We start from the raw sequence: 19569 nt of genomic DNA, 5'->3' as shown, positions 1-19569 counted from the left end.
TCAACCTCAATTGGACATACAGATGACTTCGCTCACCGCTGCCTCCACCATCCGTTTCGCCGGCATCATTCCCCCGGTCGCAACTCCTCTCCATCCGGACGGGACCATCGACCACGCGTCCCTCTCCCGCCTCGTGGAGTACCTGATCGGCGCCGGCTGCTCGGGCCTCTTCGCGCTGGGTTCTACCGGCGAGACCGCGTACTTCACCAACGCACAACGAGTAGAGATCGCCCGCACCATTGTCAACACCACGGCAGGGCGCGTGCCGATCATCGCCGGGGCCATAGAACTGACTGCCGTTCGCGTCATCGAGGTCGCGCGCCAGCTCATCAAGGTCGGGGTCGATGCGATCGTCACGACCGCCCCGCTCTACACGTTGAATTCGACCGCAGAGGTCGCCTCACATTTCCGCACCATCGCGGCCGCCATCGACGCACCGCTGTGGGCCTACGACGTTCCCGTGCGCGTTCACTCGAAACTCGCCCTGGACCTCCTCATGGAGCTGGCCGCTGAGGGAGTTCTGCACGGCGTGAAGGACTCATCCGGCGATGACGTCGGGTTCCGTCGCCTTCTGGCGGCCAACGAGGCCGCCGGGCATCCGCTGCAGGTTCTCACCGGGCACGAAATGGTCGTCGACGCGATGCTTCTTGCCGGTGCCGACGGCGTGGTCCCCGGCTTCGCGAACGTCGAAGCCGAGGGATACGTGCGCCTGTGGGAGGCCGCCGCTCTCGGAGACTGGGGGGCCACGCGGGCGGAGCAGGTGCGCATCAACCGCCTGTTCGAGGTGGTCTTTCAGCCGTCGGGCCTGTCCGGCGACGCGACAGGCGTTGGCGCGTTCAAGGCAGCCATGCTCGCGCGCGGCCTGATCGATCACGCCACCGTGGCGACCGGCGTGGAAGCTCTTGACGACGCCGCGGTGACGAAGATCCGCGCGATTCTCGCGGACCACGACCTGTTGTCGGTGTGATGAACGACGTCATGCTCGCCGTCGACATCGGAGGCACAAAAACCGCCGTCGCCCTCGTCGACTCGGAGGACGTCATCCTCAGCCGGGCCACACGGCCGACACCGGGATCGGCAGGACCAGGTGCGGTCGTCAGCACCGTGGTGCGCCTGGCCACCGAGCTGCTCGACCGGATGCCGCACGCGATTCTCCGTGGTGTCGGCATCGGTACCGCCGGGGTCGTCGACGTGCGCTCGGGATCGATCGTGTCTTCGACCGACACTCTTGCCGGCTGGGCCGGCACTCCGCTCGCCGACGCTGTGCGCAGCGGCATGGGCACCCGACTCCCGGTCGACGCGGTTGTGCATGTGCAGAACGACGTCGACGCTCACGCCGCAGGCGAGATTCGCCACGGCGCAGCACTCGGCGCCGACAGCGTGCTGGTCGTGGCGGTCGGCACCGGTGTCGGTGCCGGTGTAATTCTCGGCGGTCGCGCGCTCCGGGGGGCGCGCCACGTCGCCGGAGAAATTGCGCACATGCCCACTCCCGGCGCCGAACACCTGAGGTGCACGTGCGGACGCTCCGGCCATCTCGAAGCGATCGGGTCGGGTCTGGGCCTGTACCGGCACTACCTCTGGCTCGGCGGAGACCCCGCCGAAACGGATGCGCGGGGTGTGGCCGGCCGGGCCGCAAACGGCGATGTTCTCGCCGCCCGCGCCGTTCGCGATTCCGCTGCGGCGGTCGGGCGTGCGATCGCAGCGGTGGTGACTGTGCTCGATCCCGAGCGGGTCGTCATCACCGGCAGTGTGCCCATGATCGGCGACGCCTGGTGGAGTGCCATGGACGCCGCGTTCCGCGCCGACGTGATCGACGCCCTCCAAGGGGTCCCGCTCGTCGCCGGCACCCTCGGCGGCGACGCTCCGCTGCGCGGTGCTGCCGCATCCGCGTGGGCCGCTCTGAGGGGAGAGTCATGACAATGCGTGCCGAGAACATTCTCGGCCTCCTCACCGGTGGGCTGATCGTCTCCTGCCAGGCCTACCCGGGCGAGCCCATGCGCGACCCCAGCACGATGGCCCAGATCGCCCGCGCCGCCGTGCTCGGCGGCGCCGTCTCCGTGCGGCTGCAGGGCATCGCCGACATCCGGGCTGCCGCCGACCTCACCGTTCCGATCGTGGGGCTCGTCAAGGACGGTGGTTCCGGCGTATTCATCACCCCGACGCTCGAGCACGCCCGTGCCGTGGCGGACGCGGGGGCGAGCATCGTCGCGATCGACGGCACACGTCGACCTCGCCCGGACGGGCTCACGCTGGCCCAGACCGTCGCGGGGCTGCGGGAAACGCATCCGGACGTGCTCGTGATGGCCGATTGCGGTTCTCTCGACGACGCGATCGCTGCCGGGCAAGCGGGCGCAGACGTCCTGGGCACGACCCTTTCCGGCTACACCGGGGAGCGCGAAAAGACGTCAGGGCCCGACCTTGATCTCATCCAGAGCATCGCCACGCATTGCGCCCAACCTGTCGTCGCGGAGGGGCGAATCCACTCACCGGCCGACGCCGCAGCTGCACGTCGAGCGGGCGCCCATGCCGTGTGCGTGGGTACCGCGATCACGCATCCATCCACGATCACATCGTGGTTCGTCGAAGCATTGGCGACCACGTCAGAGAGAGTCAGCTAGTGGAAGTAATCATTGTCCGGGAAGACCGGATCGGCGAACTCGTCGCCGACGAAATCGCGGCGCTCATGGCACGCAAGCCTGACGCCGTCCTGGGGCTCGCCACCGGGTCCAGCCCCCTGCGAATCTACGACGCTGTGGCCGACCGGGTCGCCGACGGCACGATCTCACTGGCCCGGGCCCGCGCGTTCACATTGGATGAATACGTGGGCCTGGCTGAGGGACACCCCTGCTCCTATCGCACGGTGATCGAGCAGGACTTCGTGTCTCGAGTCGATCTGCCCACAGACGCCGTGCAGGGCCCGAACGGTGGCGCGGCCGACCTGGCCGCCGCCTGCGCTTCCTTCGAGAGTGCGATGCGGGAGGCGGGCGGTGTCGACCTGCAAATCCTGGGGATCGGCACCGACGGCCATATCGCCTTCAACGAGCCTGCCTCGTCGTTCGCTTCGCGCACGCGGGTGAAGACCCTCACAGAGCAGACCCGCCTCGACAACGCGCGGTTCTTCGACGGCGACGTTGATGCGGTTCCCGTGCACTGCCTCACCCAGGGGCTCGGCACGATCATGGAGGCTCGTCACGTGGTGCTGGTCGCGACGGGTGCCGGCAAGGCTGAAGCGGTGCGACAGCTCGTCGAGGGCGCTGTGTCGGCGCTCTGGCCGGCCACAATCCTCCAGCACCACCCGCATGTCACCGTGTTCGTCGACGACGCGGCGGCCGCGCAACTGGAACTGGCCGACTACTACCGCTCCACGTACGCTCACCGAGACAGTGTGATCCGATGAGGCACGAGCCGCCGGCCGAGCCCCTGGCACCTCGCGGAGTGCTCGTCAGCGCTTACGCCGCCTCGCCCGCGCATGGCAGCTGGGATCCCGTCCTGGAGGGGGAACTACTCCGGGGATTGTGCGCGCTGCCCGATGTGGTCGGACTTGAAATACCCTGGCTGGGCGCGCTCCATCCGCACGACAATGCGTGGTTCCTGCACAATGTCCCTGCCGGCGCCCAGTTGTCTCTGACCGCGTTGCCGTTCGTCATGAAACGATGCCGGGAAGCTCCACGCTATGGGATCGCGTCTCCGGATCGTGCGGGCAGGGCGGCCGCGCTCGCCGACCTGCGGCGCCTGGCCGCGGATGTGCGGGTGCTCACCGAGCAGTCTGATGCCGAGGTGACCATGGTCGGCCTGCACACCGCTCCCACCGGGGTCGGAGACGCCACGGCTCTCGCCGAGTCGCTGGCCGAGCTCACCGACCTCGACTGGAAGGGGGCGCAGCTCGTCATCGAACACTGCGACACTGTCATGCCGAACCACCCGTTCGAGAAGGGCTTCCTCCCGGTCGCCGACGAGATCTCCGTGGCCGCCCAGTCGGGAGCGTCCATCGGCATGTGGCTGAACTGGGGGCGCTCAGCCATTGAACTGCGCAGCGCGGACTCCGTCACCTCGCAGATCGCGGCGGTTGCCGCCTCCGGGCTCCTGACGGGGCTCACGTTCTCGGGGGCGAGTGCCGCCGACGGACCCTACGGCGACGCTTGGAGCGACGCGCATCTTCCCGTCCTCAGCGCCGACCCGGCTTCCGGTTCGCTCCTCGACGACGCACATGTGCGGGCGGCTCTCAGCGCCGCGGCCGCCGCAGACTGGCTGGGAGTGAAGGTCAGCCGTCGGCCGCACGACCGGACGGCGGCGGACATAGTTCGCACCGTCGAGAGCAACCTCACGGCGATCCGCAACGTTCGAACGGCCCGTGAGGTGACGGCATGACCGGTCTGCTCGTACACTCCGCGCGCCTCATCACCGCCAACTCACACGGTGACATCCGCGACGACCCGGCCGGCTGGGTGCGCATCCGCGACGGCATCGTGACAGCCACCGGCACGACCGGCGACTGGGCCCCAGAGGGGGACGACGTGGTCGACGCCCGCCAGATCGGCGGGCCGGGTGCGATCATCACCTCCGGCCTCGTGGATATCCACAACCACGGCGGAGCGACCTTCGCGTTTGACGGCAGCATCGACGAGATCCTGCAGGCCGTCGGCGCTCATACCGCCCACGGCGTGACCCGAATCGTGCTTTCTCTGGTGAGCGCCGATCCCCGAGCCCTTGAGGCCCAGCTGACCCGGATCGCCGCCGCCCGGCGCGAGCAGCCCGGCATTCTCGGCGCCCACCTCGAGGGTCCATACATCGACAGCGATCGCTGCGGAGCCCACGACCCAGCCGCCCTTCACCCGCCAGAGGCGCACGAGCTCGCCCGCCTGCTCGCGACGGGGGTGGTCCAGCAGGTGACGCTCGCACCCGAACTCACCGGCGGCATCGAGGCGGTGCGCCAGATTGTCGCCGCCGGGAGCGTTGCGGCGATCGGGCACACCGGCGCTGATGCGGGCACCACGCTGCGCGCGATTGATGCCGGAGCCAGCCTGCTGACCCACACGTTCAATGCAATGCCGCCGGTGCATCATCGGGCGCCGGGCCCGATCGGTGCGGCGGCGGCGGACGACAGGATGATCCTTGAGATCATCGCTGACGGCAGTCACGTCGACCCCACAGTCGTCCGCATGCTCTTCGCCGCCGCCCCCGGCAGGGTGGCACTCGTCAGCGACGCGATGGCCGCCGCGGCAGCGTCCGATGGCGAATACCTGCTCGGCGCCCAACAGGTGACTGTGAGAGACGGGCTCGCCACGCTGCACGGCACCAGCACTCTCGCCGGCTCAACCTTGACCCTGGACCGGGCCCTGCGCAACGTTGTGTCGTGGGGCATTCCGCTCGGTGCGGCGATCGCCTCGGCCACTGCCGTGCCCGCTCGAGCGATACAGCGCGACGACCTCGGCCGACTCGAGGTGGGCTGCCGCGGCGACCTGGTGATCTGGGACAGCGCCCTGCTCCCTCGTGCCGTCTGGCGTGACGGTGTCCGTATCGTCACGGACACCGATGCACACGACGATCCGCGAGTGGCCGGATGACCGTCGCCGCGACACGTTCAAAGAACAACGCTGTGCCGGTGGCTCGACAGTTCGAACCGGCCCTCCGTGCGTTGGGCGATGCTCTGCCCACTGACATCGGCGTGCCCGGGGGGATGATGGCGTACCGTCTTCAGGCCCGGTCCCGTGCTACAACGGCCGAGGCCGTCGCAGCGCGCTGCGGCTTGACGTCCTCCGAGCGCTCCTCCGGCGGCGTCCCGGTAACCGTCTTCCAGGCACCCGCAGAGCCCGCGCTCGCTCGGGTGATCTTTCTGCACGGCGGGGGCCTGATCGCCGGGGACCGGTTCGCGGGCGCAGACATCGTCGCCCGGCATGCTCTCGAGTTGAGACTCGAGGTCTGGTGCGTCGAATACCCGCTCGCCCCTGAGCACGACTTCGGTGACATCGTCGAGACTGTCCTCGCGGTCACCAGGGAGGCCGGCCGCGACGGGATGCGGATCCTGCTCGCCGGCCAGAGCGCAGGGGGCGGTATCGCCGCCGAAGTCGCCCTGCGCGCCGCCTCGTCTGGCGTGCGTATCGGCGGACAGTTGCTCGTGTGCCCGATGCTGGCCCGGGCGGACGCCGTGACGGCTCTTCCATTTCACGGCGACCGCTCGTGGAGTGCCGCCAATGATGCGGCCGCCTGGACTGCGGCGTTGGGCGAGAGCGCGCACACGCCGCCCGGCGAGCGCCACGAGATCCCCGAACTCGGGCCGACCTACCTCGACGCAGGATCGGCAGAGCTCTTCCGCGACGCGGTGACAGATTTTGCCAGAGCCCTCTGGCGCCGCGGCAACCGTGCGGAGCTGCACGTGTGGTCCGGCGGCTTCCATGGGTTTGACAGCGCCGCCGAGGATGCCTCCGGCTCGGCCGAATCGCATCGAGTCCGGGGCGGGTGGATTCGTCGCTGGCTCGATGACGAGTTGTAGCGGGTGGCGGTGGGGCGACTGTCCGCTCAACCGTCGAGCTGGTCAGCGCCGCGGGCGAAGGCGGATTCCAGCATCACCTTCGGCCAGAGACCGAAGAGGTCGTGGTCGGCAGGCATATCCTCCAGTGCGGTGCCGGTGGTCACGCTCGCACGGATGGTGTCGGCCACCTTCTGCAGCGCCTCCATCTGGCGAACCACGAAATCCCGGTCCACCACCGCACCGTGGCCGGGCACGATGACGTCGCCCGGCCGGATCGCTTCGAGCAGTCCCGCCAGAACCGCGGGCCAGGTGAACGGGTAACTGCCCGAGCCGAACATCGGTGGACCGGATTCCTCGATGACGTCGCCGAGCAGCCACACGCGACAGTCCGGAACGAGGACCGCAAGGTCGGTGTCGGTGTGGCCAGGGTCCAGCGGAATCAACTCGAGAGCGCGCCCGCCGACCACCTGTGTCACCGGGGCCGTGACGAGCACGTCGGGCGGGGTCAACACCACATCCGCCCAGTCCTTGTCGGGTTCCCGGGACGGGTCGGCCTGTTGGGCGGCGAGCCGGGGTCCCTCGTACTCGCCGAAGTGCTGCGGGATGCGGTGGTGGCCGTAGACGGGCACCGACGGGAGCGCGGCAAAGGTCTGGTTGCCGAAGGTGTGGTCGTAGTGGGCGTGGGTGTTCACCACAGCGACAATCGGGAGCCCGAACCGGGCATCGACGTCCCGGACGATTTCTTCGGCCTCGGCCGGGTTGTTGCGGGTATCGACGACAGTGAGACCGGTGGGCCCGACCACCACGACCACCGAGACATCCATCGGTTCGTACCGCCGCTGGAAGACGCCGCGGCCCACCTCAGCCCAGCCTGATTCGGTCATGGCTCGAGGCTAGTCGTTTCCCTGGCATCCAGGGCCGGTCGGCCTTCGCGCGCAGCCGCCGCTGGACGGGGTACATCGCGAGCTGGTTCGTCTCCTACGCAGCCGCCATCTCCGTGGTCATCTGGGCGCACGGATCTGTTCTCCTGGCGGGGATCGCATCGGGCCTTGTGCTCATCGTGGCGTTCGTCTGCGCAGCCCGCGAGGCACGCTCGTGACCGCCACGGACCAGCACCCCAGGCACCGACTCGATGATCTCCTCCAGAATCCAGTTCGCTTCTCAATCGTGGCGGCTCTCGACCGCGCCGGCACGCTCGGCTTCCGTGAGGTTCGCGATGCGGTCGAGATCACCGACTCTGCACTGAGCAAGCAGGTCACATTGCTGGAGTCTGCCGGGTACCTCTCGGTGGGGAAGTCATTCGCAGGAAAGATGCCGCGCACCTCGCTGACCCTCACACGTCAGGGCCGGACGGCGTGGAAAGCCCACCTCGCGACGCTGCGGGAAATCGCCGGCGACGTCACGCCCTAGTCGGTGGGTCGCCACACCCGCTGCGCTCGACTCACGGCCGGACGACAGACCGAGCCACGCGGACACGGCGTCCAGCGACTTCCCCGCAATCGTGACCTACTGGTCGGCACCTTCGAGGAAGATCGCAAGCTCGTCGAGTTCGACGTCCCAGCCCTCTCGGTTCTGCTCGAGACGGGCGCGACGGTAGCGGGTGCCGCCGGGGAGCGTGTCGAAGCCCGACTCGACCACCGTGACATCCGTGCCGGTGCCAGCATCCGCGACGGTGAAGCGCACGTGCGTCGAGTACTCGTCGAGCGCTTCAGCGGGAATTCCCGACCACCGGAAGCCGAACGCATCGCCGGGCACTACCTCGGTGATCTCGATCGGGAAGCTGCCGTAGTCGTCCCAGTCGATACTGCCGGTCGCGCCGGGCTCGAGCGCGGCAAACCCCGCAGCGTCTCCGAACCACTTGACCATCACCTCAGGGTCGGTCAGCGCCTCCCAGACGCGGTCACGGGAGGCCTCGATGTGCACGGTGCGGGTCACGGTGTGGCCCTTGATTCTTGCATGGTCAGACACGGTATTTCCTTCACGTGAGAGCTGAGCGCGACGGGACGCTGCCCGCCGAGCGGCACGTCAACCAGTTCAGCAAACGCGCCTCATCGAGCGTACCCATGATTGCGAATCCGTTTACGGCGGGGGGCACCTACGACTCCGGGTCGCGCGCGTCCCAGCCCGGGACGTTGACCTGGATGGCGTCGGGGCCGACGAACTGGCGCAGCGTGTCCTGGAGGGCTGCGACGGCGTCTCCGCCTGCCTCCTGCTCCCATCGCTCGCGAAGTCTGTCAAAAACAGCCTCACCATCGCGGAGCATCGCCTGTCCGCGCTCGGTCACGCTCAGCCTGATGCGACGCTTGTCCGTCGGATCCGGCTCCCGGGCCACGTAACCCCGATCCTCGAGCAGGCTGATCGTGTTGGCGGCGGCCTGTTTAGTGATGGACATCGCTCGCCCCAGTGCCGAGGCGCTATCCGCCCCAGACAGGATGGAATGCAAAGCGAAGTCGTGCACCGGCCGAACATCGTCGTAGCCGAGCTTCGCCAGTTCGATCGAGCCCTGGTCCGCCATCTTCCGGAAGCCGGCGAGGAGTAGCAGCGCGAGGTCAGCACCTGATCGAGACATGGGTTCAGCTTACGACTCGCCCCGGCTTGACTTAGACAACCCCCTTGTCTATATTCAGAAAGACAAGCCACTTGTCTATTGGAGATCGATCTTATGACTATTACCCGTCCCGCCGGTGCAACCATTCCGGAGGTCACGCACCATGTCGTCGACCTGAACGGCGCCCCGATCCACTTCGTCTCAGCGGGGAGCGACGGTTCGCCGATCGTGCTCGTGCACGGATGGCCGGAGACTTGGTGGGCCTTCCACAAGCTCATTCCGCTCCTGGCACAGACGCACCGCGTGTATGCCCTGGACCTCCGAGGATTCGGAGACTCCGGCACCGGGGACAGCGGATGGGAGGAGCAGGTCGCAGCCGACGACCTGCACCATCTCGTCGAGCACCTGGACCTTGGCCCCGTGCACGTCCTGGTCCAGGACATCAGCGGAGGCGTCGGATTCCGCTTCGCCGCGACCCATCCCGGCGATCTGCTCAGTTTCACGGCGATCGAATCGACCTTGGCCGGATTCGGTCTGGAAATGCTCGCGGACGTGAACGGCTTCGGATCGTGGCATGTCGGCTTCCTCGGCGCACCCGGCATCCCCTCGCTTCTGCTCCCGGGGCGTGAACGCACGCTGCTCGCCGAGTGGGCCTATCCGATGATGAACGGCACCGACGGCGCCGTCAGCGAGGCCGACCTCGACGAGTTCATCCGCACCTACTCCCGCCCAGGCGGATGGCGCGGCACCGAGAGCCTCTACCGGGCCATCTTCACCGACAAGGGTGCCACCCAGGAGTTGGCTGAAGCGCATCCGATCGACGTGCCGGTACTCACGGTCGACGGGGCACACAATCCCTTCACCGCGACCTCGTTCCAGCAGGTCAGTTCGGGTGAGTTCAGCTCAGTGCACATCGAGGGAGTTGGCCACCTCGTCGCTCAGGAATCTCCCGAGCAGCTGGCCTTCGCTGTCCTTGGGTTCCTGGCTCGCGTCGATCGCGACTGAGGCACATCCCTGGCCGTCTCGGATAGACCGCACCGGAGACGAGAAAACCCCCTGATTTCCCGGAAAAACAGGGAATCAGGGGGTTTTCGTGGCGGTACCGGTGGGATTTGAACTCTACCGGGAGTCGTGCCGGACAAAGGAAAGAGACACAAATCGCCGGAATTTGGGGCCTTTTCGATCACATCTGTGTTGGCGGATCTGTGACGAGCTGGTCTGATTGTGTCCATTTTGTGTCCACCGCGCGCGTGGCACGGTCAGGCCGATGCCGTCGCTTAGTGGCTAAGTTGCGGCGGCGCATCGCCAGCTAGCCCCTCCCACTTCTCAATCAATCCGATTGCGCGCATGAGATCCGACCAGTTGTGAAAGGTGTACGGTTCAGCGCTCGGTTCGAACGGTACATCAGCCCATACGACCTGGTATCTGCCGTCGCCAACGCATTGGACAAGCGTCGGGCTCCGCCAAGGAGGTCTCTCGGTCTCTGTCCAAGTCCACTGGTCGAAATATAGATCCGATCGGCCCTCGGACCGGGCGGATCGCCATCCAAGCCTCTCCCGGAAGTGAGCCTCCGCTACATCGTCATAGGGTGCGCTGGAGTCGTCCATAGCCGTGTCTGCATCATTCATGCTCAACAGGCTCCCAAGTCTCTCGACCATGTCAGGCATCGAGGACCTGGAACTGACCGAAATAGTCTCTTTGGCCAAGCCAGGCCATCAAGATCAGGTCGAGCGGCAAGCTCACTATTCCTCCATCCAGAGCCCGTGGCCGACCCGGACCCCGGGCAGCGCTTGACAGTGCTCAGTTAGCTAAGTGGCGGCTCGCTCGTTTCTGGAAAAGACGTTTCAGCTGAAGCGTTGCGTTATGGTCACTATCTCTAGTCCCGTCGCTTCCACAGTTGAGTCACCCGAACGCCAGTAGAATTTATCTCCGACCGAGGAAGGGTTCCTTTGTGCCGGCACAGGAATTACGACAATGCCAAGCCCGAAGTAATCGTTGTAGTCGATGCTGGACAAGACGTCAGCCTTCAGCGCAGCGCTCAAATCAGAGTTTTTGATACCGTCCTTTATCCGGGCAAAGTAGTCCTCCGTCGTCTCACCCAGGAACTTTGCTTCACGCTGCACGCCGACGACAAACCGTGGTCCAACTTTTCTCGGCTCAATCTGGTCCAGATTCTTCACGGAAATTGCATCGCTCGGTGTGTCAGTCACACCAATCAAGAGCGCTCCCGCGAATGCTCCGTTGTTCGCGATGGCACAAATTGTCTTGACCAACTTCGGGATCATTCCCGAGTCCAGTCCGCGCCCCGACGGCGCGAGAGTTAGCACACCCTGTTTCAGCTCGTAGTGAGGCAACTCTATTTGCGAACGACGGATCAGCCCATCTATGTCTGAAGTCGCTTGAGCACCGTAGATGTTGGGCGCAACACCCGGAACGACATGAGAGCTAATAAGCCCTTTGACCACGTCAATGTTTCGTCGCCGCTTTTCAGCGCCTGTGGCTTTCACGGTCAAGTGAAGCGCAAGACCGGTTATAGCTTTCTTCATACCTTCATAGTCAGAGATGACGTTTTTCTGCTGCACCAACGTCTCATGTATGGCGAAGAACAAAACTGCGAACACCGAAGGGAACCCATTGGTGTTCGGGGATGTAAAGAGAACGTTGCGAAGCTTCAGAGGTGCACAAGCCCCACAGATTTTCTCGATCTCATCAATGACGAATTTGAACTCGTCCGCGAACTTGTCCACTCCATATATCTGGAGGGCGTTTTGTACACGGGTGTTTTCGTCACTTCCTCCGTCGTAAATCGCATCCAGTGCGGCCTTCGATCGTTCAATGACTGCGCCGCCGACCACGCATGCTGCGATGTCTGCGATGTACTGCTCATCAAGACTGTCGCGAAGATCCGTTGATCGCAGAATTCCATGGCTGACCCAAAATACATCTTCGGCCTGAACTTGGTAACCGTGTTTACTCATGGGCAAATCTATGGAAATCGATGGCATGTCCGAAAGTTCAAGGACGTCGCTGGAAACGTCACCCCTCAGCGTGGTGGCTAGCTCACGGATCATGATCGAGAATTCGTCCTGGACGCCCGATTGGCGCCGCTCTTGATCGCTAAGGCGATGGCCATAGGTATTGATCCTCGCGAAGACGTCGTCAATCTCTGCTTCTGTTGCTTCGCGCATCACAGTGATTGCCATAACGTAATCCAGCACGCCGGCCACCTCGCGCTGGGATAGCTTGGCCGATTCCGTCGTTGCTTCGAACGCGCCTTCGTCGGCACGCAGTTGCGCGCTAGTGAAATGCGCGATATCGAAATATTGACCGTCGAGGGTGGGGAACTTGTTCTCTATAAAAGAGATGATCGCGTAAAGACGCTGCACTCCATCAATGATTTCGAAGCCCCCGCCGTCACGTTCCGCCAGAAGTATGGCGGGAACCGGAAACTGACTCGTAATCGACTCGATGAGCTTTTGCTTTTCAAGCAATGTCCACACGAGTTTTCGCTGATATCGGCGATTGACAAAAAGGTCATGGTCGCTGTGCCAGTTGTATATGGATTGAATACTGCGGGGCGCGGGATCAAGCGTGGGCATGCGTGGGCATGCGTGAATCATGGCAGTCACGACGACGCGACCACAAATGCAAATTGCGGCCAGGCCAGCTAGCGCGCGGACAACGCTCTAAGGAACCTCACGAAGGCATCGGAACCGTTGTCCTGGAGACGACTTTGGAATCTGAGGGTCTTGGCAAGATCACAATTTTCACACCGCTGTAGGACGGTGTAGGACATCTCTAAGAGGTTCCAGGCCACAGAGCTTCTCGCGAGGCCCATCGCCACTCAAGCCGATCCCCTTGTCTGGCCTGTTTGTGACAGCGCCATAGGGCCAATGATAGGTGCACTCCAACCTAGATCGAGACGTCATGACCCGCGTAGTCATGCGTAGCAAGGTAGACATAACGCTCGTCAAGCTCATCAATGAGCTCGACACACGTCCGGATCGAAACCGCCAGCATCTGGATGCTAGGCGTTATCTCGAAGGACGCAACACCATCGGTGAAATCGTCCATTTGCCGGACGTCGCTTAGCGCCCGCATGACTTGTTCGCTTCCATGCAGGAAGGCACTACTGACGCTCCATACCATTAGCGGCGACGAAATCTCATAACCTGCAGGGTTACTGCCGTACCTCTTGGTCGAAACAGCCATCAATATAGCCGTGTACCTCGGTGGCGGGCCAAGCTTTATTTGTCGAAGCGGCCCGACTGTGTCCTTCAACTGGTTGAGACGGTCCAGGGTCTTAGCGGCGCCTTGTCGCGCTGGAGTAGCACCGCCTTTGCCTTTCATCAACTCTGCAAATCTGAGCGCCTCTTGCGCATTCCGGTAGGAAAGTTGGAGCGAACGCAGCACTCGGTCCTTCTTCTTTGAGGATTTGACAAGCCAGAGTGATGTCGCGGCGGCCTCAACCGCCGCACGGATGAGGGCATAGAGGGAGAACGGGTAAGCGAGCAATCGCCCGTTATCGTTGTCGATCATCATCTCGAACACTCGATCGAGGTTTTCGCGAGCTCGAGCACGATGTGCCATCACGAGCGCGTCCATAGGCTCTCTCGCTGTGTGGGCACGTTCCATGTCCAGCATGGATCCTGCAAGCGGGGCAGGAAGATGATCAGCAAGGTGGCCATACAGAGCGCGCGCGCTTTGGACGGCGCGGACTGCGACCCGCATCTGTTCGTCCGACTCCTGTCGGTCGTGTTTTCCGATCATCCTCGGATCATATGGCAGCGCGTTCTTGGCTCTTGCCCTAGCCGTGCCCGCAATATCATCGCTCTATGTGCGTCCAGACGGCTAGCCCATGCCCGGACGCACACAGAAAAACGCTGTGGAGCTACGCGCTATTCATGCCCGCCTGAGTTAGGTTCCAGTGCCCAATCCCTCACGGATCTGTCGGTGACGAAGCGCCACTCCTCGCGGCACTTGTCGCAATCAATCCAAACATCGTGTTCTCGGAAGCCCGGCGTGTTCTCATGCTCTTCGATGATCGTGCCATCGCCGCAAACGCATAGATACTCATAGCGCTCCGTCGTACCCGCGCCGGCGCCCCACCCATCGTGGTCGTTAGAATCGGCACCAATTCGCTCAGTTCGAAATGGTCTCGACGGCGTCGACTTTTTCTTCCATTCGGCGATCGCGTGCTCCGCAGCCTGGTACGCCTCTGGTGAGTATCCAACTTCGCTGAGGACAACCAGCAGCTCGTCGGATGTTCGCGCAATGCGGTGGTCACTGTCTCGAATGCCCGCGGAATAATCGCTCGCGAGATCGCCTACCGCATCCTGGCGATTGGCTTGCTGTACCAGCCAGTCGTGGAACGGCGCTGCCTCTAGCCCAGGTGCCGGCTGGACCCAGCGGTCCTCGGCATGCGCGCCAGACTCAGCGCGCTGAAGCGCTGTCTGCAAGTGAGCGTATCCGGCCGGGCGGTAGTGGTGTCCACGCGGTTTGGGTCCTCCGCCCACCATTCGGCTGACATAGTCATGCTCGCGCTCTGACACCCCGATGAGGAGGTTGGGGCTGCCGTCCCGGGCTTCGGCGATTGGAAGCCCCAGTGCTGCTGCAGCCCAGATCAGTTTGCCGTTAGATACGTAGGAGGTATGTGGACTGAGAAAGTGTTCAGCGGTGTGCTTCAACGAGTAGCTGCTCACGTCCGGCGTCGCGGAATTCGTGATGGTGGTGAACATGCGGAGCAACTCTGTGATGAGTGCCAGCTCGATGAAGTCAGTCTCTCCGTTGAATTGCCACGGCTCTTCGGCGTACCAGCCATTCTCGCCAAGGACGGGATCGCCACCGTCGGCGCCGACCAGCGGATGGTTGTCGAGTGCAGCGATCAACTGCCGTGCGCTGACCCGTTCACCGAGGAATCCCTGTGCGTACGGAGAGGTCACTTGTCGCAGTGAGGCGGTGTACTTCGTGCCTGTGAAGGTTGCCCAGGCTCGTGCATCTTGCTGGAGCTCGCGATTGTTGGCGTGGTTGTTGGAGGTCATCTCAATCTTCGTTCCGGACTGTGCATCCCGCGCGTGCAAGTCCTGTTTTGAGAGAGATCTCGAATTTGACAGATACTGCATCTCTGGATCGGCACCCGTTGTCCTCTGCATCTCAGTCGCGTGGGAACTAAGACTCGGAGAGTGGCAGTCCAGACTGCCGTAGCCAAACTATAGCTAGGAATCGTTGTCCCGTCCATCGCCTCGATGAAGTCGACAACACCCCGGGGGCGTCAGGTGGTCGTTGAAGCTATCTGAGACGGCTGATTAGAGTTGCTAACAGCCGTTTAATCTGAATGATGTTCCAGGCGGTCCTCTGCAATGAGCATTGCAATTGCCGCTCCCGCGCTCCTCACAACGAAGGCGGCCTCGGGATAGTCAATTTGGACAGTTTCATGCTCTCCGTGTCGTGCGCCCGGCACAGTACTCGAATACCCATAGAGCGACTTCAAGACGGCGGCTAGCGCTCTCCGGTGCGGTGAACTACCCAGGATCTTGTCCATTGCTTCGCCGAGGGACGCCTTGGGCTTCCCGATTATGATTCGGCCGAGGGCTTCGAGCGCATTCAGCGACTCTCGTATCGCTGCGAGATTATCGGCCGGGCGCCCGTTGAGCGCGTCCAGTGCGCGTTGGTACTGCCTGCGCACTGGTGCAAGATTCTCACCATCCACAGGGTTAACAAGATCGAGGTCGAAGTCGGTTGCTTCCGGATCGAACGCCTGGAATCTACCGTGCACCATCTCGTACGCGATGCCCTCGCGCGCAAGTACGTCGTTCACCTTCGTCTCGTAAGAAGCAAGTTCACGCGCAGGTCTTGGCGCGTACTTCTCAAGCGCGGCATACACCAGATCCCAACTGAGATTGTCCGCAAGCTCACGCACTCGGGGAGCCGCCCAATCGTAGCTCCAGATATCGTCGACGGACTGTCCGGCTAAATCGGAAAGCTCGCGGTATGCCTCGATCATCCCCCGCTCTCCGACGACAATTTCGCGTAACAACGTTCGTAGGCGAGGAGGAGCCTGCTCGGTCAATGTTCGTGAGTGTCGAGAACCGATCGCCCCAAGCCTGCCCGCCAGGTCGCTCATGAGACGTACCTTCGTTGACTCAAGCGTTCGACTCTCACATTGGAAGAGTATCCCTACGACGCACCTGCGCAGTTCGATGAGCTTCACGAGCCAGCGAGCGTCCCCGCGGGGCGTCCGCTACGGGTCTACGCGCTCCAAGTTCGATCGCGAACTTCGACGTGGAGGGTCACGCGATCCGTGCCTACCAAGCGACGATTCAGGAGTGCCTCACTCCGGACCGGGTCCAGATCCTCACCCGTGATCGTTTCGTAGCTATGTCGCCAAAGCTTTGCCGCCTCAACTGCGGCAGTCGTGGGAGGGCGTTTTCCCGAGCTCACGGTGCAGGGGGGATGATGATGCAGATTCCCGAGAGGACTTCTGATGGCCGGAGGCTACGATGCGCACGAGGTGTATCCCGATCTTTTGGGGGCGTTGATGCGGTGACTGCGAGGCGGGTTGTGAGCAATTTCGGAAGCGATGCGCACGAGGGGCGGGAGGCGACTTACCGCGATTTCGAGCTGGCGCTCCTTGTGGCAACGAAGAAGATCTCGCCACGGGAGTTTCAAGATCTAGCTTTTGCTGAACTTGGCATCGACCGCATCGCGCCTTCGCGAGAGGGCATCTGATGGCCGGTGGCTATGACGTTCAAGCGCTTCACCCCGATCTATTCGAGGGTGTCGACCCGGGCCTAAGGCAGCAAATCGCGAGCAACTTCGCGAGCGATGCGCAAGAAGGTTACGACGCGACCCGCCGCGACGTTGAGCTGATGGTGCTCCTGTCCACGGACCAGATTTCCACCGAGCAGTTCAAGGTGCTGGCGCAGGCTGAAATCGGGCTGCCCGCCGCGGACGACGAAAGCTGATGGCCGCGCCGAGCGGTTCGAGCGCGCTCCTATGCAGGCTTATTCAGCCGTAGGAGCACCCCCGAGGGCATCCTCTGCCGCCCCTTTGGCGGCACTCCCGGCCGTCTTCCCGGCCTCGCCCACCTTCTGAGCGGCGACAAGTCCGATGCCGATCGGCCCGGCCGCGGTAGCAGCGGCGCTACCCGCCGCAGCTTGGCTGCCCACAGCGGCACTCGAACCGACCCCGCTGCCCGCACTCGCCGAACTACTCACAGCGGGAGGCTTCGATGCCGTGGTCGCGGATCCGGTCGCTGCCTGGGAGGAGGCATCACCTGGACCTACGGCCTTTCCCGCGCCCCCCACCGACCCGCCGCACCGCACCTGTAGCCATCTCGCCGAGCGCTCCGCCACCTGCTCCGGCCAAGGCCAGGGCAGTCTGACCGCCACCTCCGGCCTGTGAAACCATCGGTGCCAGGAATCGCATGAGCGCAGGTAGCGCACTCAGGGCGAGCACCATCATCACTAGGCCGGTGACGATCTTCAGCAATCCCGTTCCGTCATCCATTGAGAGATCGCTGCCCACCAGCTGGAACGCCGTTGCGTAAACGATGGCCGCTGCAGGCTTGTACAGGATGAATGCGATCAACCACGACAGGCATTTCTGAAACCAGGCTTTGCCAGTGGCAGTGTTCGTGAAGCTCGCGGAGAGGGGAAAGATGCCGCCGAGAAGAACCAGCATTCCTGCTCGAAGAACCATCAACGCAATCTGGACTAAAGACGCCAACATCGCGATAGAGCCCAGAACGATGACCACGATCGGCCCCAAAGCGCCCGTCGCTGCGCCCGACAACGCAATGAGGGTGACGAGGTTTTGCCCAAAGTCCGTCCCCGCTGTCGAGGACGACAGGATCCAACTCGCGAGCCTGTCGGCTGCGATGACGGCCAATTGGATGGCGGCGAGGCCCGCTCCTGACACAACGGTCAGCGTCAGAAGGCTTCGGAACAGGTCCTGACCCGGCGACAATCGTTGTTGCCACGCCATTCGTCCCCCGCCGATGACGATGGAGAGAATGGCCATTCCTCCCACGTAGTAGGTCAGCGACGATTGGATGAACGCCACCGGCGATGACGCGTTTGTCGTGGTGCTGGGGTTCTGCAGAATGGCACTGACTACGCCGACCGCCCCGCTGATTAGGAGGACCGCCGCGAGTACCACGCCAAGACGAAATATCGAGTTTCCGGCGTCCCTGGGACGCACAACTAGGCGGATTCCCACCACGAAGAGACTGAGAATGCAGATCGCAAGCTAGATCCACAAAACCAGATCACCGCTGGCATAAGAGCCGTCGTCTATACGCACTACGAGAGCCACGTCCGTCCATTCTGGGTCGTACCGATCAAGGCGGTAGCCAGCGATCTGAACGGTCCCCGGGGTCGCACCGGATGCGGCGCCCGCCGCTTCGATGGCGGCGTTCTGTCCGAGGCCCGGGGCGATAGCCGAGGCGGCAAGTTCCGCCCCGTGGTCCGGTCTCCCACTTCCGAAGGCGATGTAGTTTGCGGCTGCAAGTACAGCCCCTGATGGAGTCTGACTGCGTCCTGTTGAGATTGCTTGGCGACTCTACGTGCTGCCAACATGGGGCCGCGTCGCGATCGGGGACATCCGCCACACAGCAGTGCAGGCCTGGGTATCGTCGTTGACGGCCGGCACTGGCGAGGCTGCCGGGAAGGTTGCGACCACAGTCCTGCGGGCCTATGGGGTTCTCGCCGCGATCCTCGATGCAGCGGTGAAAGACCGACGCCTCCATTCGAACCCAGCCCGAGGCGTCGCTCTCCCCCGCAAGACCGGCAAGGCCCGCGTGTACCTCTCGCACGACCAGGTGCAATTGCTCGCCGACAACGCTGGCAGACACGCCACGCTCGTCCTCACGCTTGCCTACACGGGCCTCCGATGGGGAGAGGCCACTGGACTTCGTCTCAAACACCTCGACGCCCTTAGGCGGCGCGTGAGGGTGCAAGAGAATGCCGTCAACGTTGGCGGTCACGTGATCGTCGGCACCCCGAAATCACACGAGGCGCGAAGCGTGCCCTATCCGGAGTTCCTAACCAACCCTCTGGCGCTGCAGTGCGAGGGTAAGAGCCATGATGCGTTGGTGTTTGGAACGGGGCTGGTTCACCAGGCGCAGCCGGACGGACGGCGCGGCTGGTTCGTCGCCGCAGTGGCCAAGGCGCAACTCGTCGACGAGGCCTTTCCCCGGGTCACCATCCACGATCTGCGTCACACCGCCGCAAGCCTGGCCGTTTCGTCGGGTGCGAACGTGAAAGCAGTCCAACGGATGCTCGGTCACGCCTCCGCCGCAATGACACTCGACACCTATGCGGACCTCTTCGATGATGATCTGGACGCCGTCTCAGTAGCCCTCGATAACGCCAAACGAGTTTCAGATGTGTCCGGTTCACGCCCCAAAGCGCCATTCGGCGACTAAGGACCCTGAGGGCCCTGTGAGCATGGGTGCGCGCTAGGCCGTCCGACGGGTACTGAGCGTTGCCCTACCTTCTCCAAAGGCATCGCGTCCTCAACTCGCTGCGCGTCGCCAAGGCTAGGCCTACGC

21 protein-coding genes are annotated in these 19569 nt (G+C 63.7%); 12 read left to right on the top strand and 9 right to left on the bottom strand.

Translation table 11 applies throughout. The annotated features are described in order from the left end of the window. Positions 1 to 22 precede the first annotated feature (22 nt). From DOE79_RS15335 to DOE79_RS15305, 7 genes are read left to right on the top strand one after another with little or no spacing between them, the layout of a single operon-like run. Positions 23 to 967 (top strand): dihydrodipicolinate synthase family protein, encoded by a 945-nt coding sequence (locus tag DOE79_RS15335; protein WP_120339256.1) that lies wholly within the window; start codon positions 23 to 25, stop codon positions 965 to 967. After that, positions 967 to 1917 carry an ROK family protein gene (locus DOE79_RS15330; RefSeq protein ID WP_120339255.1) on the top strand — a complete coding sequence of 317 codons (951 nt, stop codon included), beginning with the start codon at positions 967 to 969 and terminating at the stop codon, positions 1915 to 1917. The genes DOE79_RS15335 and DOE79_RS15330 overlap by 1 nt, the downstream gene beginning before the upstream one ends. Next, entirely contained in the window at positions 1914 to 2618 is a 705-nt protein-coding gene (locus tag DOE79_RS15325; protein ID WP_120339254.1) for an N-acetylmannosamine-6-phosphate 2-epimerase, read from the top strand. The genes DOE79_RS15330 and DOE79_RS15325 overlap by 4 nt, the downstream gene beginning before the upstream one ends. Beyond that, a complete protein-coding gene (nagB, locus tag DOE79_RS15320; protein ID WP_120339253.1) occupies positions 2618 to 3397 on the top strand; it encodes a glucosamine-6-phosphate deaminase in 780 nt (259 codons plus the stop codon). The genes DOE79_RS15325 and nagB overlap by 1 nt, the downstream gene beginning before the upstream one ends. Continuing rightward, positions 3394 to 4368, top strand: coding sequence for a DUF4862 family protein (locus DOE79_RS15315; RefSeq protein ID WP_120339252.1), 975 nt, complete (start codon positions 3394 to 3396; stop codon positions 4366 to 4368). Before nagB ends, DOE79_RS15315 begins: the two co-directional genes overlap by 4 nt. Next, positions 4365 to 5564 (top strand): N-acetylglucosamine-6-phosphate deacetylase, encoded by a 1200-nt coding sequence (locus DOE79_RS15310; protein WP_120339251.1) that lies wholly within the window; start codon positions 4365 to 4367, stop codon positions 5562 to 5564. The genes DOE79_RS15315 and DOE79_RS15310 overlap by 4 nt, the downstream gene beginning before the upstream one ends. Next, positions 5561 to 6490, top strand: a complete 930-nt coding sequence (locus DOE79_RS15305) for an alpha/beta hydrolase (RefSeq protein WP_120339250.1) — start codon at positions 5561 to 5563, stop codon at positions 6488 to 6490. Before DOE79_RS15310 ends, DOE79_RS15305 begins: the two co-directional genes overlap by 4 nt. A 26-nt stretch (positions 6491 to 6516) precedes the next feature. Here DOE79_RS15305 and DOE79_RS15300 read toward each other — a convergent pair whose 3' ends face one another. Then, the gene (locus tag DOE79_RS15300; protein ID WP_120339249.1) at positions 6517 to 7353 is read right to left on the bottom strand and encodes an MBL fold metallo-hydrolase; all 837 of its coding nucleotides are present in this window, start codon (positions 7351 to 7353) and stop codon (positions 6517 to 6519) included. Between the two features lie 211 nt (positions 7354 to 7564). On the opposite strand from DOE79_RS15300, the gene DOE79_RS15290 reads away from it, so the two are divergent. Then, on the top strand, positions 7565 to 7879 hold the full coding sequence (locus tag DOE79_RS15290) for a winged helix-turn-helix domain-containing protein (RefSeq protein ID WP_120339248.1): 315 nt from the start codon (positions 7565 to 7567) through the stop codon (positions 7877 to 7879). A gap of 96 nt (positions 7880 to 7975) precedes the next feature. On the opposite strand, the gene DOE79_RS15285 is transcribed toward DOE79_RS15290, so the two are convergent. Both DOE79_RS15285 and DOE79_RS15280 read right to left on the bottom strand, forming a co-directional pair. Then, positions 7976 to 8437 carry an SRPBCC domain-containing protein gene (locus tag DOE79_RS15285; RefSeq protein WP_120339247.1) on the bottom strand — a complete coding sequence of 154 codons (462 nt, stop codon included), beginning with the start codon at positions 8435 to 8437 and terminating at the stop codon, positions 7976 to 7978. Between the two features lie 127 nt (positions 8438 to 8564). Beyond that, a complete protein-coding gene (locus DOE79_RS15280) occupies positions 8565 to 9038 on the bottom strand; it encodes a MarR family winged helix-turn-helix transcriptional regulator (RefSeq protein WP_120339246.1) in 474 nt (157 codons plus the stop codon). A gap of 93 nt (positions 9039 to 9131) precedes the next feature. Here DOE79_RS15280 and DOE79_RS15275 point away from each other — a divergent pair, with 93 nt between their 5' ends. After that, positions 9132 to 10022 (top strand): alpha/beta fold hydrolase, encoded by an 891-nt coding sequence (locus DOE79_RS15275; RefSeq protein ID WP_120339245.1) that lies wholly within the window; start codon positions 9132 to 9134, stop codon positions 10020 to 10022. Between the two features lie 839 nt (positions 10023 to 10861). On the opposite strand, the gene DOE79_RS15265 is transcribed toward DOE79_RS15275, so the two are convergent. From DOE79_RS15265 to DOE79_RS15250, 4 genes are all read right to left on the bottom strand, one after another. Continuing rightward, a complete protein-coding gene (locus tag DOE79_RS15265) occupies positions 10862 to 12616 on the bottom strand; it encodes a GmrSD restriction endonuclease domain-containing protein (RefSeq protein ID WP_120339243.1) in 1755 nt (584 codons plus the stop codon). A gap of 313 nt (positions 12617 to 12929) precedes the next feature. Beyond that, positions 12930 to 13787 carry a hypothetical protein gene (locus DOE79_RS15260; RefSeq protein ID WP_162942786.1) on the bottom strand — a complete coding sequence of 286 codons (858 nt, stop codon included), beginning with the start codon at positions 13785 to 13787 and terminating at the stop codon, positions 12930 to 12932. Positions 13788 to 13915: 128 nt separating this feature from the next. Then, entirely contained in the window at positions 13916 to 15058 is a 1143-nt protein-coding gene (locus DOE79_RS20810) for a hypothetical protein (protein WP_220094245.1), read from the bottom strand. Positions 15059 to 15342: 284 nt separating this feature from the next. Continuing rightward, the gene (locus DOE79_RS15250) at positions 15343 to 16140 is read right to left on the bottom strand and encodes a hypothetical protein (protein WP_162942785.1); all 798 of its coding nucleotides are present in this window, start codon (positions 16138 to 16140) and stop codon (positions 15343 to 15345) included. A 437-nt stretch (positions 16141 to 16577) separates the two neighbouring features. Here DOE79_RS15250 and DOE79_RS15245 point away from each other — a divergent pair, with 437 nt between their 5' ends. Then, complete coding sequence (locus DOE79_RS15245; RefSeq protein WP_162942784.1) at positions 16578 to 16745, top strand: hypothetical protein; 168 nt, start codon at positions 16578 to 16580, stop codon at positions 16743 to 16745. Then, positions 16745 to 16981 (top strand): hypothetical protein, encoded by a 237-nt coding sequence (locus DOE79_RS15240; RefSeq protein ID WP_120339239.1) that lies wholly within the window; start codon positions 16745 to 16747, stop codon positions 16979 to 16981. Before DOE79_RS15245 ends, DOE79_RS15240 begins: the two co-directional genes overlap by 1 nt. A gap of 307 nt (positions 16982 to 17288) precedes the next feature. Here DOE79_RS15240 and DOE79_RS15235 read toward each other — a convergent pair whose 3' ends face one another. Both DOE79_RS15235 and DOE79_RS21205 read right to left on the bottom strand, forming a co-directional pair. Beyond that, positions 17289 to 18038: a TrbL/VirB6 family protein gene (locus DOE79_RS15235; protein WP_162942783.1), complete on the bottom strand. Its 750-nt coding sequence runs from the start codon at positions 18036 to 18038 to the stop codon at positions 17289 to 17291. Positions 18039 to 18266: 228 nt separating this feature from the next. After that, the gene (locus tag DOE79_RS21205) at positions 18267 to 18509 is read right to left on the bottom strand and encodes a DUF8175 domain-containg protein (RefSeq protein ID WP_484066188.1); all 243 of its coding nucleotides are present in this window, start codon (positions 18507 to 18509) and stop codon (positions 18267 to 18269) included. Between the two features lie 73 nt (positions 18510 to 18582). Here DOE79_RS21205 and DOE79_RS15230 point away from each other — a divergent pair, with 73 nt between their 5' ends. Beyond that, a complete protein-coding gene (locus tag DOE79_RS15230; protein ID WP_120339237.1) occupies positions 18583 to 19443 on the top strand; it encodes a tyrosine-type recombinase/integrase in 861 nt (286 codons plus the stop codon). Positions 19444 to 19569 lie beyond the last annotated feature (126 nt).

It is taken from the genome of Cryobacterium soli (assembly GCF_003611035.1).
In the GTDB taxonomy this organism is placed as follows: Bacteria; Actinomycetota; Actinomycetes; order Actinomycetales; family Microbacteriaceae; genus Cryobacterium; species Cryobacterium soli.
The sequence above is the reverse complement of the archived record's forward strand: the minus strand, read 5'-3'. Positions and strand labels throughout refer to the sequence as shown.